12 protein-coding genes are annotated in these 12915 nt (G+C 70.6%); 5 read left to right on the top strand and 7 right to left on the bottom strand.

Annotated features, from left to right (window positions below):
* The 4 genes from ACE3T5_RS13915 to ACE3T5_RS13900 all read right to left on the bottom strand — a co-directional run.
* Window positions 1–570: amino acid ABC transporter permease (locus ACE3T5_RS13915; RefSeq protein WP_374668648.1), on the bottom strand; the 570-nt coding region annotated here is incomplete at its 3' end.
* A 130-nt stretch (window positions 571–700) separates the two neighbouring features.
* Window positions 701–1600 (bottom strand): transporter substrate-binding domain-containing protein, encoded by a 900-nt coding sequence (locus tag ACE3T5_RS13910; RefSeq protein WP_374668646.1) that lies wholly within the window; start codon window positions 1598–1600, stop codon window positions 701–703.
* A gap of 243 nt (window positions 1601–1843) precedes the next feature.
* On the bottom strand, window positions 1844–2788 hold the full coding sequence (locus tag ACE3T5_RS13905; RefSeq protein WP_374668644.1) for a LysR substrate-binding domain-containing protein: 945 nt from the start codon (window positions 2786–2788) through the stop codon (window positions 1844–1846).
* 67 nt (window positions 2789–2855) lie between these two features.
* A complete protein-coding gene (locus ACE3T5_RS13900) occupies window positions 2856–3821 on the bottom strand; it encodes a GNAT family N-acetyltransferase (protein ID WP_374668642.1) in 966 nt (321 codons plus the stop codon).
* 148 nt (window positions 3822–3969) lie between these two features.
* On the opposite strand from ACE3T5_RS13900, the gene ACE3T5_RS13895 reads away from it, so the two are divergent.
* The gene (locus tag ACE3T5_RS13895) at window positions 3970–4383 is read left to right on the top strand and encodes a response regulator (protein ID WP_374668640.1); all 414 of its coding nucleotides are present in this window, start codon (window positions 3970–3972) and stop codon (window positions 4381–4383) included.
* Here the strand turns inward: ACE3T5_RS13895 and ACE3T5_RS13890 are convergent.
* Window positions 4346–4978 carry a response regulator gene (locus tag ACE3T5_RS13890; RefSeq protein WP_374668638.1) on the bottom strand — a complete coding sequence of 211 codons (633 nt, stop codon included), beginning with the start codon at window positions 4976–4978 and terminating at the stop codon, window positions 4346–4348. The genes ACE3T5_RS13895 and ACE3T5_RS13890 overlap by 38 nt on opposite strands.
* Window positions 4979–5045: 67 nt before the next feature.
* Here ACE3T5_RS13890 and ACE3T5_RS13885 point away from each other — a divergent pair, with 67 nt between their 5' ends.
* Window positions 5046–6464, top strand: coding sequence for a CHASE3 domain-containing protein (locus ACE3T5_RS13885; RefSeq protein ID WP_374668636.1), 1419 nt, complete (start codon window positions 5046–5048; stop codon window positions 6462–6464).
* 45 nt (window positions 6465–6509) lie between these two features.
* Here ACE3T5_RS13885 and ACE3T5_RS13880 read toward each other — a convergent pair whose 3' ends face one another.
* Together ACE3T5_RS13880 and ACE3T5_RS13875 are read right to left on the bottom strand one after the other, a co-directional pair.
* Window positions 6510–8954 (bottom strand): ligase-associated DNA damage response DEXH box helicase, encoded by a 2445-nt coding sequence (locus ACE3T5_RS13880; RefSeq protein ID WP_374668634.1) that lies wholly within the window; start codon window positions 8952–8954, stop codon window positions 6510–6512.
* A gap of 6 nt (window positions 8955–8960) precedes the next feature.
* The gene (locus ACE3T5_RS13875; RefSeq protein WP_374668632.1) at window positions 8961–9479 is read right to left on the bottom strand and encodes a MarR family winged helix-turn-helix transcriptional regulator; all 519 of its coding nucleotides are present in this window, start codon (window positions 9477–9479) and stop codon (window positions 8961–8963) included.
* 119 nt (window positions 9480–9598) lie between these two features.
* Between ACE3T5_RS13875 and ACE3T5_RS13870 the strand changes: the two genes are divergently transcribed.
* The 3 genes from ACE3T5_RS13870 to ACE3T5_RS13860 are packed head-to-tail and all read left to right on the top strand — an operon-like array spanning window position 9599 to window position 12891.
* The gene (locus tag ACE3T5_RS13870; protein WP_374668630.1) at window positions 9599–10564 is read left to right on the top strand and encodes a Bug family tripartite tricarboxylate transporter substrate binding protein; all 966 of its coding nucleotides are present in this window, start codon (window positions 9599–9601) and stop codon (window positions 10562–10564) included.
* 20 nt (window positions 10565–10584) lie between these two features.
* Window positions 10585–11559: a Bug family tripartite tricarboxylate transporter substrate binding protein gene (locus ACE3T5_RS13865; protein ID WP_374668628.1), complete on the top strand. Its 975-nt coding sequence runs from the start codon at window positions 10585–10587 to the stop codon at window positions 11557–11559.
* 6 nt (window positions 11560–11565) lie between these two features.
* Window positions 11566–12891: a sulfatase gene (locus tag ACE3T5_RS13860; RefSeq protein ID WP_374668625.1), complete on the top strand. Its 1326-nt coding sequence runs from the start codon at window positions 11566–11568 to the stop codon at window positions 12889–12891.
* Window positions 12892–12915 lie beyond the last annotated feature (24 nt).

Genomic DNA, 12915 nt, shown 5'->3' with positions numbered 1-12915 from the left:
CGAGACGGCGAACGCCACCGAGGAGTTCTTGACGATGTTCATCGACTCGCTGGTGAGCGGCGGGATCACGATGCGCAGCGCCATCGGCAGCAGCACGTAGCGGTACGTCTGCGCGGTGCTGAAGCCCAGGGCCATGCCGGCGTAGCGCTGGCCGCGCGGCAGCGCCTGGATGCCGGATCGCACCTGTTCGGCCACGCGGGCCGAGGTGAAGAAGCCGAGCGCCAGCACCACCAGCACCACCGAAGGCGTGTCCTTCAGCACCGGAAAGATGGCCGGCAGCACGAAGTACCACAGGAACACCTGCACCAGCAGCGGGATGTTGCGGAACAGCTCGACCCAGACGGTGGCGAGCCGCACCAGCCACGGGTTGTCCTGCAAGGTGCGCAGGGTGCCGACGACCAGGCCCGCGACCAGCGCCACGACCAGGGCGCTCAGTGCGACGGTCAGCGTCCAGCCCCAGGCCGACAGGATCCAGTTCAGGTAGGTCTGGTCGCCACCCTTGCCGAAGCAGCCGGCGATGACCTCGCCGGTGGTGGTCTCCTTGCAGAAGACCTGCCAGTCCCAAGCCATGTGCGGTTCTCCTCGTTGTTATGGCGCCCATGGTGAAGGGGCGCGAATGGAAACGCAAGACCCCTGCCGGAGCCGGGCGCCGCGCGCAGGCGCGGCGATGCCCCGGGCAGGGGTCCGGAAGACGCGCGCCTTACTTCTTGGCGTAGTCTTCCATGGGCTTGTCGTTGGGGTTCGCCCACGCGGCCTTGGTGCTGTCGGACAGGGGCAGGCCCACCTTGGTGTTCTTCGGCGGGATCGGGCTCATGAACCACTTGTCCCACATCTTGGCCATCTCGCCGCTCTTGATCAGGCTGGCGATGGTGTCGTTGCCCACCTTCTTCAGGCCGGCGTCGTCCTTGCGGACCATGATGGCGATGGGCTCGACCGAGAGCACTTCACCGACGATGCGGAAGTCGGCCGGGTTCTTGGCGTTGGCGATGTTGCCGGCCAGGATGGAGCCGTCCATCACGAAGGCGTCGGCGCGGCCGGACTCCAGCAGCAGGAAGCTGTCGGCGTGGTCCTTGCCGAACACTTCCTTGAAGTCCACGCCCTGGCCGCGCTCGTGCTTGCGCAGATGCTGCACCGAGGTGGTGCCGGTGGTGGTGGCGATGTTCTTGCCATTCAGCTGGGCGATGCTGGTGATGCCCGAGTTGGCCTTCACGGCGATGCGCACTTCCTCCACGTAGGTGGTGTTCAGGAAGGACACGTCCTTCTGGCGGGTGGCGTTGTTGGTGGTGGAGCCGCACTCGATGTCCACCGTGCCGTTCTGCACCAGCGGAATGCGGTTCTGCGAGGTGACGGGCACGTACTTCACTTCCAGCTTGCGGCCGGCGGCCTTCTCGACCTCCTGCACGATGCGCTGGCAGACTTCCACGTGGAAGCCGGCGAACTTGCCGTCGCCCAGGGTGTACGACAGCGCGCCCGAGGACTCGCGAACGCCCATGGTGATGGTGCCGGAGGCCTTGGCCTTGGCGATGGTGTCACCGGCCTGGGCCAGGGCGCCGGTGGCGGCCAGCGTGGTCACGGCGAGGGCGAGCAGTTGCTTCTTCATGCGTATCTCCTACTGAAGGGGTGGATGACAGGTCCGACAGGGATTCTAGGATCCGGGGGGTCAGGGATTGCCCTGAGGGGCACCTCAAGACAGCTTAGAGCCGACAGCCCCTGCGCGTAAGCAGGGTTTGTGCCCGGTGCCTGCCTGTCGCGGCGGCCGGGTGCCGGCCCGAAGTGGCGCGAACTGTACGGCCCCGCTCATTCGAAGGCCAATGCGGATTGCGCGCGGGGTTATGCAGATTGGTCATAGATGTGAACGCGCCGGGCGCATGCCGGCCAGGTAGGTCCACAGGGCCTGGGCGGTGCTCTTGGCGGCCTCCTTGCCGGCAGGCGGCTTCTCGCGGTAGGCCCGCACTTCCATCGTGACTTCCAGACCGGTCAGCTCCGGCGGGGCGGCGCTCACCAGGCGGCGCGCGCGCAGCTCCTTCTTCACCGCGCTCTGCGGCAGGAAGGCGACACCATGCCCCTCCAGCGCCATCACCTTCAACCCTTCGGCCATGTCGGTCTCATAGACGCGATCGAGGTGGATGGCGGTGCCGGCCTGCTTGAGGATCAGCTCCGTCACGCGGCCCAGATAGGCCCCTGGGGCATACCCGAGGTAGGGTTGTGGATGGCCGGGCCGCCCGGGCAGGAGGAACATCGGCTGGCCCTCGGCGTCGGGCTTGCAGAAGGGTGCCAGCGTCTCCTCGCCCAGGGTCACCATCTCGTAGCGGTCCGGGTCCAGCTGGAAGGGCTGGGCCGGGTGGTGATAGGCGATCAGCAGGTCGCAGCTGCCCTCCACCAGGCGCATCACGGCGTCATGCACGTTCAGCGCGATGAGGCGGCTCTTGATGGGGCCGAACTTCTCGCGCAGGCTGGACACCCACGCCGGAAAGAAGGTGAAGGCCAGCGTGTGCGGGACGGCGAACTCGATCACGTCCTGCCCGGCGGCCGCATGCCCGCGCAGCATGGCGCGCGTGGTCTGCAGGGCCTGCAGCATCTCCAGTGCCTGGGCATACAGCGTCTCGCCAGCGGGGGTGAGCCGCGTGGGATACGAGCTGCGATCCACCAGGTCCGTGCCGGCCCAGGCCTCCAGGGCCTGGATGCGGCGCGAGAACGCGGGCTGGGTCACATGGCGCAGTTGGGCGGATCGGCTGAAGCTGCGGGTTTCCGCCAGGCTGACGAAGTCTTCCAGCCACTTGGTTTCCATGCGGCGATTATTGCGGTCCGGTGACAGCGCGCATCGGTGGAAACCGGGTGATGGGCGATCCGGCGCCTCACCCGGGTGCCGGCAGCGCCTTGCGCATGGCGTACTTCACCGCGCCACCGCCCAGGCCGTCGATGGCGCTGGCCACCCGGTAGCCCAGCGACTGGTAGAACGCCGGCGCCTGGAAGCTGAAAGTGTCGAGGTACACGAGCCGGCAGCCCCTGGCGCGCGCCTCGGCCTCGAAGCGCCGCACGATGGCCGCGCCCAGCCCGCGGCGGCGGTGCGCTGGCGCCACCCAGAGCTGCTGCAGTTCCGCGCAGTCACCCCAGGTGCGACCGTTGGCGCCACCCAGCAGCCGGCCGGCGGCGTCGTGGGCATCCACGCCCAGCGGCTGCACGTCGGCCAGCGGCGCGAAGGCGTCGTTCGCGGCCCCCAGACCTTCGTCGATGGCATCGTGGGCCGGCCCGGCGGCCACGTCGCGGGCGGAGAGCACGGCCTCGAAAGCCGGCTGCCGCCCGGGGGGCGAGGGGCGCACGCCCGGTTCGCCGGGCGCCGCCAGATCCAGCGCCATCACCACCTCCCCTTCGTCGATGTCGCCAGTGGGCAGGAAGCCGTGCGCGCGGTAGAAGCCCTCCGGGCTGCGCGCGGCCGGCACGTACGAGAGGTAGAGGCGCCGGTACAGCCCGCGCTGGCGTGCATGGCGGATCACCGCCTGCAGCGCGGCGCTGCCCACGCCGCGGCCCTGCCAGCCGGCATCGATCATGAAGCGCCACAGGGTGATGCGGGGTTCGGGCGGCGGCACCGGCGCCAGCGCCTGGTCCTCCAGCATCACGAAGCCGGCGAACGCATCGCCGCAGCAGATGGCGCGATACCAGGCTTCGGGTGCGAACAGCGCCTGTGACAGCGACACGGCGTTCGGGGCCACCAGGTGCTGCTGGTCCGGCGCCACCGCCAGCCGCAGGACGGCGCGCACCGTCTCGGCCGTGATGGCCTGCAGGCGCACGGACGCGGGCGGTTGGGGCGGGGGGCTTTCCATCGCCGCGAGTGTGCCGCCGCCACGGCCGCCGCGGAAGGGGTGGCGCCGGCGCCACGAATCGCCTTGGGCGGACGCGCACAGTAGGATTCCTCCTACGTGGCCACGTCGCCACGGGCTGGCACACTGCATCCATCCCTGCCCCGCCACCGTGGAACTGAGAACCTATCTCGTCGAAGACAACCCCACCATCCGCGAGAACCTGCTGGGCACGCTCGCGGAACTGGCGGAGGTGCAGGCCCTGGGCTGGGCCGACACCGAGGCGGACGCCCGCGGCTGGCTGCGCGACCACGCGGCCGACTGGGACCTCGTCATCGTGGATGTCTTCCTGCGCCAGGGCAGCGGCCTGGGGGTGCTGGGCGCCTGCAGCGGGCGTGCAGCGCCGCAGCGGGTGGTGGTGCTGACCAACTACGCCACCGCCGACATGCGCGAGCGGTGCACCCTGCTCGGTGCCGACGTGGTGTTCGACAAGTCCAACGAGATCGACGCGCTGGTGGACTACTGCCGCTCGCTGCAGGTGGCGCCGGCTAGTCGATCAGCCGGTTCTTCAGCGCATAGTAGGTGAGATCGCTATTGGACGACAGGTTCATCTTCTCCAGCAGCCGCGTGCGGTAGGTGCTGACCGTCTTCACCGACAGCGACAGCGCCTTGGCGATCTCGCCGGCCGTCTCGCCGCGGGCGAGCTTCAGGAACACCTGGAACTCCCGCTCGGACAGCTGTTCGTGCGGCGCGCCGGCGTCGAGTCGGCCGAGCTGCTGCGCCAGCAGTTCGGCGACCGCCGGCGAGATGTAGCGGCGACCCAGCGTGACGGTGCGGATCGCCTGCACGATCTCCATCGGGTCGCATTCCTTGTTGAGATAGCCCCGCGCGCCCTGGCGGATGAGGTTCACGGCATAGTGCTCCTCCGGGTAGCCGGAGAGGATGAGCACCGCCAGATCGGGCGCCTTGGCGCGGATCATGCCGAGCGCGTCGATGCCGCTCTGCCCGGGCATGGACAGATCCATCACCAGCACGTCCATCTCGGTGTTGCGCACGAGGTCGATCGCCTCGCGGCCGCTGGCGGCCTCGCCGACGACGCGCAGGTCGACCTGCTCGCCCAGGAACTGCCGCAGCCCAGTGCGGACAATGGCATGGTCATCGACGATGCCGACTCGGATCATTCTGGCCTACCCTCACGGTCATGAAGATGCATTGCAGGCCATTTAATCACATCGACGGAGAGCCGCCATGACTGCCACACGCGCGTGGCTGCTGCCGCGCATGGCCTTCGGCCTGGCGCTGGCCGCGCTGTCGGCGCTCGCGCTGATCAGCATCAACGAGACCGGCTACAGCGCCTCGACGCGGGCCCTCGCCCGCATCGACGACCACACCCGGCACCGCAACACGCTCAACGTGCTGCTGCAGCGGGTGCTGGACGCCGAGACCGGCTCGCGCGGCTTCCTGCTGACCGGCGACGAGCGCTACCTGGAGCCCTACAACCGCGCGGTGGCCGAGATCGACGTGCTGCTCGACACACTCTCGGACGCCTGGCCGGCCGGCACGCCCGAGGCCGCGACCACCGGCCAGCTCGCGCGCGACGTGCAGCGCAAGCTGGCCGAGATGGACCTCTCGGTGCGCATGCGCAAGAGCCGCAACGACAACGCGTGGAAGTTCGTGCTGATGACGGACGTGGGCAAGGAGCACATGGACGCCATCCGCAAGCAGGCCAGCCGGCTGATCGACTCCGCCACCGCCAGCATGGCCGCCTCGCGCGACCAGGTCGCCAGCTCGCTGCTGTTCGCCCGCGTGGGGATCGCGCTGGTGGCGCTCGCCGCGCTGGTGGCCTTCCACCTCTACCTGCGCCAGAGCACGCGGCTCAAGCTCGCGGGCGAGCAGCAGCAGGCGGCGCTGCAGCAGGAGCGCGACCAGCTCGAGGCGCAGGTGCGCGAGCGCACGGCCACGCTGGCCGAACTGGCCACCCACCTGCAGCAGGTGCGCGAGCAGGAGCGCGGCCACCTGGCCCGCGAGCTGCACGACGAGCTGGGCGCGCTGCTCACCGCTGCCAAGCTGGACGTGGCGCGGCTGAAGTCGCGCGTGGGCACCCAGCCCGAGGCGGCGGAGCGCCTGGCCCACCTGACCGAGACGCTCAACAGCGGCATTGCGCTGAAGCGCCGCATCATCGAGGACCTGCGGCCCTCCTCGCTCGCCAACCTGGGGCTCACTGCCTCGCTGGAGATCCTGGCGCGCGGCTTCTCCGAACGCTCGGGCCTGGAGGTGACCACCAGCCTGGAGCCGGTGACGCTGGACGAGGACGAGCAGCTCACCCTCTACCGGCTGGTGCAGGAGTCCCTCACCAACGTGGGCAAGCATGCCCAGGCCCGGCAGGTGGAGATCAGCGTGGCGGACTTCCCGGCGCATGTGGAAGTGGAGATCCGCGACGATGGCAAGGGCTTCGATCCGCGCTTCGTGCGGCCTTCCAGCCATGGTCTGGCCGGCATGCGGCACCGCGTGCAGGCCGCCGGGGGCCGCCTGACGGTGAGCGCTGCGCCCGGCGCTGGCACACGCATCCTGGCCGCGCTGCCGAAGCGGGCCGGCGCGCGCAGCGGTGAAAGCGCTGGGGTTGCACCCCAGCCTACGAACAGCCCTGCACCCGTGGCCTCCTCGTAGGCTGGGGTGGAGCGCCAGCGCAACCCCAGCGTTCCATGCACCGCCCTACCCACCCTCCCCGCGCTCCATGTCCCGCAGGATCCGGTCCAGCCGGTCCGCGAGCTGCTCGGTGGTGAGCTTCTCGCGGAAGCGCTCCACCATCAGCGGCAGGCTGAACGGGCTGGGGTGGCGCAGCGGCGCGAACACGATGCGCCGTGCGCGCAGGCGGCGCAGCGTGACGGCCAGGCGTGCCAGGTCCAGCTCCTGCGACAGCACCTCGCGTTCGGCCTGGGTCAGCAGCAGGTTGCCCGCGTCGTACTTGCGAAACACCTCGAAGAACAGGCTGCTGGAAGCCTGCAGCTGACGTGTGCTCTTGGGCTGGCCGGGGTAGCCGGTGTTCACCAGGCCCGCCACGCGCGCGATCTCGCGGAAGCGGCGCTGGGCCAGCTCCGACGCATTCAGCGAGGCCAGCACGTCGTGCATCAGGTCGTGCGTGGTGAAGACGGCGCCCGACGTGACCAGCTCCACGTCGAACGGCTCCGCGCTCAGCAGCTCGAAGCCGTAGTCGTTGACCGACAGGCTGAAGGTATTGGGCTTGTCGCGGGCGAGCCGCCAGGCCACCAGGCTCGCCAGGCCCAGATGCACGTTGCGGCCGGCGAAGGGATACACGTAGAGGTGCTGGCCCTCGCGCGACTGGAAGGCTTCCACCAGCAGCATGCCCGGCGTGGGAATGTGCGACAGGCGCGCCTGCGTCTCCAGCATCGGCCGGGCAGCCTGCAGCTCGGGGCCGTCGAAGTCGCCTTGCGCGGCGGCCTGCAGGCGCTCCAGCACCGCATCCGCCAGCTCCGCCGACAGCGCCATCTTGCTGCCCTGCCAGCTGGGCACCACGCCCTTGCGCTTCGTGGCCTTGCGCACATAGGCAGCCATGTCGCGCAGCCGCACGAACTCCAGCAGGCGGCCGCCGAAGTAGAAGCAGTCGCCCTCGCGCAGACGCGCGATGAAGCTCTCCTCCATCGACCCCAGCGTGCCGCCGGACAGCCACTTCACCTGCACCGACGCGTCGCTCACGATGGTGCCCACGCCCAGCCGGTGACGCCGCGCGATGCCGTTGTCGCGCACGAGGTAGAGGCCTTGCTCGTCGGGCTGGATGCGGTGGTACTCCGGGTAGGCGCCCAGGCTGGTGCCGCCGCGTTCACAGAACGCCAGCGCCCAATCGAACTCCGCCCGGGTGAGGCCGCGGTAGGCCCAGGCGGAACGCACCTCCTCGTACATCGCATCGGCCTGGAAGCCGCCGCCGAGGGCGACGGTCACGAGGTGCTGCACCAGCACGTCCAGCGGCTGGTCGGGGCTGGCGCGCTTCTCCACCCGGCCGGCCAGCGCGGCATGGCGCGCCGCCGCGGCCTCGATCAGCTCCAGCGTGTTGGTGGGCACCAGCGTCAGGCGGCTGGGCCGGCCAGGCGCATGGCCGCTGCGACCCGCGCGCTGCAGCATGCGCGCCACGCCCTTGGCCGAGCCGATCTGCAGCACGCGCTCCACCGGCAGGAAGTCCACGCCCAGATCGAGCGACGAGGTCGCGACCACCGCGCGCAGCGTGCCCTGCTTCAGCCCGGCTTCCACCCAGTCGCGGGTGGCCTTGTCGAGCGAGCCATGGTGCAGCGCGATCTGGCCGGCCCACTCCGGCCGCGCCTCCAGCAGCAGCTGGTACCAGATCTCGGCCTGCGAGCGCACGTTGGTGAAGACCAGCGTGGTGCCCGAGCGCGCGATCTCCTCCACCACCGGCTGCTGCATGCCGGCGCCCAGATGGCCGGCCCAGGTGTACTTGCCCGGCACGGGCGGGATCAGCGTGTCGAGGGTGAGCGTCTTGTCGATGCGGCCGCGCACCAGCCGCGGCTCGGGCGCGGGCTGCACGCCGCACAGCACCTGCAGCGCCTCCGGCAGGTTGCCGAGCGTCGCGCTCAGGCCCCAGGTGATCAGGCCCGGCTGCCAGGTGCGCAGGCGGGCCAGTGCCAGTTGCGCCTGCACGCCGCGCTTGCTGCCGATCAGCTCATGCCACTCGTCCACCACCACGGCCGCCACGCCGCCCAGCTCGGCGCGCGCGTGCTCGCGGGTGAGCATGAGCGTGAGCGACTCCGGCGTCGTCACCAGCACCGTGGGCCAGCGCCTGTCCTGCCGGGCGCGCTCGGCCGAAGGGGTGTCGCCGGTGCGCAGGCCGAGTGTCCAGGCCGGCGCCAGGTCCTGCAGGGGCGCCGCCAGCGCCCGCGCGGTGTCCGACGCCAGCGCGCGCATGGGCGTGAGCCAGATCACGCGCAGCGGCTCCGCATGGCGCCCGGGCGGATGCTGCTGCAGCAACGCCTGCAGCACGCCGAGCCAGACGGCATAGGTCTTGCCGGCGCCGGTGGTGGCGTGCAGCAAGCCGCTGCGCCCTTCTGCAATGGCCTGCCAGGCCTCGCGCTGGAAGTCGTGCGGCGACCAGCCGCGCGCGGCGAACCAGGCTTCGGCAGCGCCCGCCATGCCCGCTCAGCCCAGGCGCTGCGCGCGACCACCGCGGCGGCGATCCGCCTTGGGCAGCTCGGCCTGGGCCACCATGCGGTCGGCCTGCTGCTGCAGCCGGCCCAGCGCGTCGTCCAGCTGGCGCACCGAGCCTTCGTCGAGCACGGAGACCAGGCCGCGGTGGATCTCCCCGACCAGCGGGAACAGCTCGTCGTAGAGCGCGCGTCCGGCGGGCGTGAGCGCCACGCGGGCCTGGCGCCGGTCGGCCTGCCCGGGCAGGCGGCGCGCCAGCTTCTTGGCCACCAGCGAGGTGATGGCGCGCGAGGTCCGGGCGCGATCGAGCTGGGCGCGCTCGGCCAGCTGCGACGAGAGCTGCTCACCATCCGCCGCCAGCAGCGCGATCACCCGCCACTCGCGCCGCGTGATGCCGAAGCGCCCCTCGCACAGGCGGATGACCATGCTGCCCGCCACCTGCAGCAACCGGTTGATGCGGTACAGCAGCAGGTCGTCGATCGCCTCCGGGCGGCCAAGGCGGGCATCAGCCATGCGGGTTTGTGCGGAGGATGGTTGATTTGATCAATCAATTGTGCGGCAACTAGAGTGGGGGCCGGGCGCGCGGCATCCGCGCCGCCCGCCTGACCCTGCGATTCACCCGAGGAGACACGATGACCCTGCGCCGCACCCTGCTGGCCGCCCTGGCACTGGGCCTGGGCAGCCTGAGCCTGAGCCCCGCGCTGGCCCAGGACAAGCCCCCGCTGAAGATCCTGGTGGGCTTCCCGCCCGGCGGCTCGGCCGACGTGCTGGCCCGCCTGATCGGCGATGCCATCAAGGACGACTTCGCGAGCGTGGTGGTGGACAACAAGCCGGGCGCCGGCGGCCGGCTGGCCCTCACGCTGACGCGACAGGCCAAGCCCGACGGGCAGACCGTCGTCATCCTGCCCAGCGGGCCGATGGTGCTGTTCCCGCACGTCTACAAGAAGCTGGAATACGAAGCGGTGAAGGACTTCACCCCTGTCTCGCAGATCGCCCGCTTCCAGTTCGGCGTGGTGGCCGGCCCGGCCTCCCCCGCGAAGAACGTGGCCGAGATGGTGGCGCGCGCCAAGGCGGACCCCAAGACGGCCACCTACGGCACGCCCGGCCAGGGCACCCTGCCGCACTTCATGGGCGTGCTGCTGGAGCAGAGCACCGGCGCCACCTTCACCCACGTGCCCTTCCAGGGCGGCGCACCGGCCAACACCGCGCTGCTGGGTGGCCACATCGGCTACAAGTTCGACGTGGTGTCGGAGACGGCGAAACTGCACCAGGACGGCAAGGTGCGCATCATCGCGGTGACCGGCACCAGCCGCGACCCGCAGGTGCCCGAGGTGCCCACGCTCAAGGAGCAGGGCGTGAACATGGAGGCCACCGCCTGGTTCGCCATGTACGGCCCGGCGGGGCTCACCGGCGAGCCGCTCGCGCGGCTCGAGCGCGCGGTGCAGCGCGCGGTGAAGTCGCCCGCGCTGGCGAAGCGGCTCACCGAGCTGGGCTACGAGCCCATCGGCTCCACCTCGGCCGAACTGGCCGCCGCGCAGCGCGCGGACCTGGCCCGCTGGGAGAAGCCGATCAAGGCCACGGGCGTGAGCCTGGATTGATCGACGTGGAGACTGCCCGCATGACATCCCGCCGTACCGCTGTTGCAGCGGCCCTGGTCGCCCTCATCGCCCTGCCGGCCGCGCCCGCGCTGGCGCAGGCCTGGCCCACCAAGCCCGTCAAGCTGCTGGTCGGGTCACCCCCCGGCGGCCCGTCGGACATCACCTCGCGCCTGATCGGTGAAGCACTCACCAAACGCACCGGCCAGCCGGTGGTGGTGGAGAACCGCCCGGGCGCCGGCAACAACCTCGCCGCCAGCGCGGCGGCCAAGGCCGAGCCCGATGGCCACACGCTGGTGCTGAGTCCAGACACGGTGCTCACGGTCAACCCGCTGGTCTACGGCACCAAGGGCTTCGACGCCCGAGCCGAGCTGGTCTCGGTCTCGGTCATCGCGTCGTTCAGCCAGATGCTGGTGTGCAACCCGTCGGTCGGCGTCAAGACGGCGGCAGAGTTGGTGGCGAAGTCGAAGACGGATCGCATCACCTATGCCTCCGGCGGGCCGGGGGTGCCGGGCCACCTGGCCACGGAGATGTTCCTGCAGGCTTCCGGCGCGAAGATGGACCATGTGCCCTACCGCGGCCCCGCCCCCGCCACGCAGGCGGTACTGGCCGGCGAGACGTCGTGCGGCTTCCTGGCCACGCCCACCGTGATTCCGCACGTGAAGGCCGGCAAGCTGGTGGCGCTAGCCGTGTCGGCTGGCACGCCCTCTCCGCTGGCACCCGAGGTACCCACGCTGGCCAAGGCCCTGAACCAGCCCGACCTGGACGTGAGCTTCCGCCTCGTGCTGCAGGTGGCGCGCGGCACCCCTGCGCCGGTGCTGGCGGCCATCGAGCGCGCGGCCGGCGACCTGATGAAGGACCCGGACATCCGCGCCCGCCTGCAGAACAGCGACCTGGTCGCGCAGGGCACGCCCACGGCGCAGACGCAGCAGATCCTGCAGGCCGAGATCCAGCGGTGGGAGCCGCTGGTCAAGCGCCTGGACCTCAAGCCGAACTGAGCCGCCGTGACCCGACCCAACCTCATCTTCATCGTCGCCGACGACCTGGGCTTCGCCGACCTCGGCTGCTACGGCGGCCGCGAGGCCGAATTCGGTGCGGTCTCGCCCGTGCTCGACGGCCTGGCCGCCAGCGGCCTGCGCTTCACCCAGGGCTACTCGAACTCGCCGGTGTGCTCGCCCACGCGCTTTGCGCTGATGACCGCGCGCTGGCAATACCGCCTGCGCGGCGCCGCCGAGGAGCCGATCAACAGCAAGAGCAAGGGCAGCACCACGCTGGGCCTGCCGCCCGAGCACCCCACCCTGCCCTCGCTGCTGCGCGCGTCCGGCTACCGCACCGCGCTCATCGGCAAGTGGCACCTGGGCTACCCGCCGGCCTTCGGCCCGCTGAAATCGGGCTACGAGGAATTCTTCGGCCCCATGTCGGGCGGCGTGGACTACTTCACCCACTGCAGCAGCAACGGCAGCCATGACCTGTACTTCGGCGAGGCCGAGAAGCACGAGGACGGCTACCTCACGGACCTGATCTCCCGCCGGGCGGTGGACTACGTGGACCGAATGGCCGAGGGCGCGAAGGCCGGTTCGCCGTTCTTCCTGAGCCTGCACTACACCGCGCCGCACTGGCCCTGGGAGACGCGCGACGACGAGGCCCTGGCCCAGGAGGTGAAGACCAACCTCTTCCACCTGCACGGCGGCAACATCCACACTTACCGCCGCATGATCCACCACATGGACGAGGGCATCGGCTGGGTGATGGACGCCCTGCGCCGGCACGGGCTGGACCGCGACACGCTGGTCGTCTTCACCAGTGACAACGGCGGCGAACGCTTCTCCGACAACTGGCCGCTGGTGGGCGGCAAGATGGATCTCACCGAAGGCGGCATCCGGGTGCCCTGGATCGCGCATTGGCCTTCCGTCATCCCCTCTGGCACGACGAGCGAGCAGCACTGCATGACCATGGACTGGTCGACGACCCTGCTGGAAGCGGCAGGCGCGGCGGCCGACCCCGCGTATCCACTCGACGGCGTCTCCCTGCTGCCGGTGCTGCGCGACCCGCAAGTGCGCTTCGCCCGCCCGCTGCACTGGCGCATGAACCACCGCGGCCAGCGGGCCCTGCGCGACGGCGACTGGAAGTACCTGCGCGTGGACGGCCACGACTACCTGTTCAACGTGCCAGCCGACGAGCGCGAGCGGGCCAACCTGGCCGGCCGCGAGCCGGACCGCCTGGTCGCCCTGCGCGAGACATGGGAAGCCTGGAACGCGACCATGCCCCCCATCCCCGACGACGCGACCGTGAGCCTGGGCTACTCGGTCAAGGACATGCCCCAGCGGTGAGCGGCGCCGGGCGCGAGGCCGCCT

It is taken from the genome of Ramlibacter sp. (genome assembly GCF_041916345.1).
Lineage (GTDB): Bacteria > Pseudomonadota > Gammaproteobacteria > Burkholderiales > Burkholderiaceae_C > Ramlibacter.
Note: the sequence above shows the minus strand (reverse complement) of the source record. Positions and strands in the feature narration are given on the sequence as shown.

Excerpts from the sequence above, each read along its gene's own strand:
- ACE3T5_RS13875 (WP_374668632.1), bottom strand. The coding sequence starts at position 9,479 with ATGGCTGATGCCCGCCTTGGCCGCCCGGAGGCGATCGACGACCTGCTG.
- ACE3T5_RS13885 (WP_374668636.1), top strand. The coding sequence starts at position 5,046 with ATGACTGCCACACGCGCGTGGCTGCTGCCGCGCATGGCCTTCGGCCTG.
- ACE3T5_RS13900 (WP_374668642.1), bottom strand. The coding sequence starts at position 3,821 with ATGGAAAGCCCCCCGCCCCAACCGCCCGCGTCCGTGCGCCTGCAGGCC.
- ACE3T5_RS13905 (WP_374668644.1), bottom strand. The coding sequence starts at position 2,788 with ATGGAAACCAAGTGGCTGGAAGACTTCGTCAGCCTGGCGGAAACCCGC.
- ACE3T5_RS13890 (WP_374668638.1), bottom strand. The coding sequence starts at position 4,978 with ATGATCCGAGTCGGCATCGTCGATGACCATGCCATTGTCCGCACTGGG.
- ACE3T5_RS13865 (WP_374668628.1), top strand. The coding sequence starts at position 10,585 with ATGACATCCCGCCGTACCGCTGTTGCAGCGGCCCTGGTCGCCCTCATC.
- ACE3T5_RS13880 (WP_374668634.1), bottom strand. The coding sequence starts at position 8,954 with ATGGCGGGCGCTGCCGAAGCCTGGTTCGCCGCGCGCGGCTGGTCGCCG.
- ACE3T5_RS13910 (WP_374668646.1), bottom strand. The coding sequence starts at position 1,600 with ATGAAGAAGCAACTGCTCGCCCTCGCCGTGACCACGCTGGCCGCCACC.
- ACE3T5_RS13870 (WP_374668630.1), top strand. The coding sequence starts at position 9,599 with ATGACCCTGCGCCGCACCCTGCTGGCCGCCCTGGCACTGGGCCTGGGC.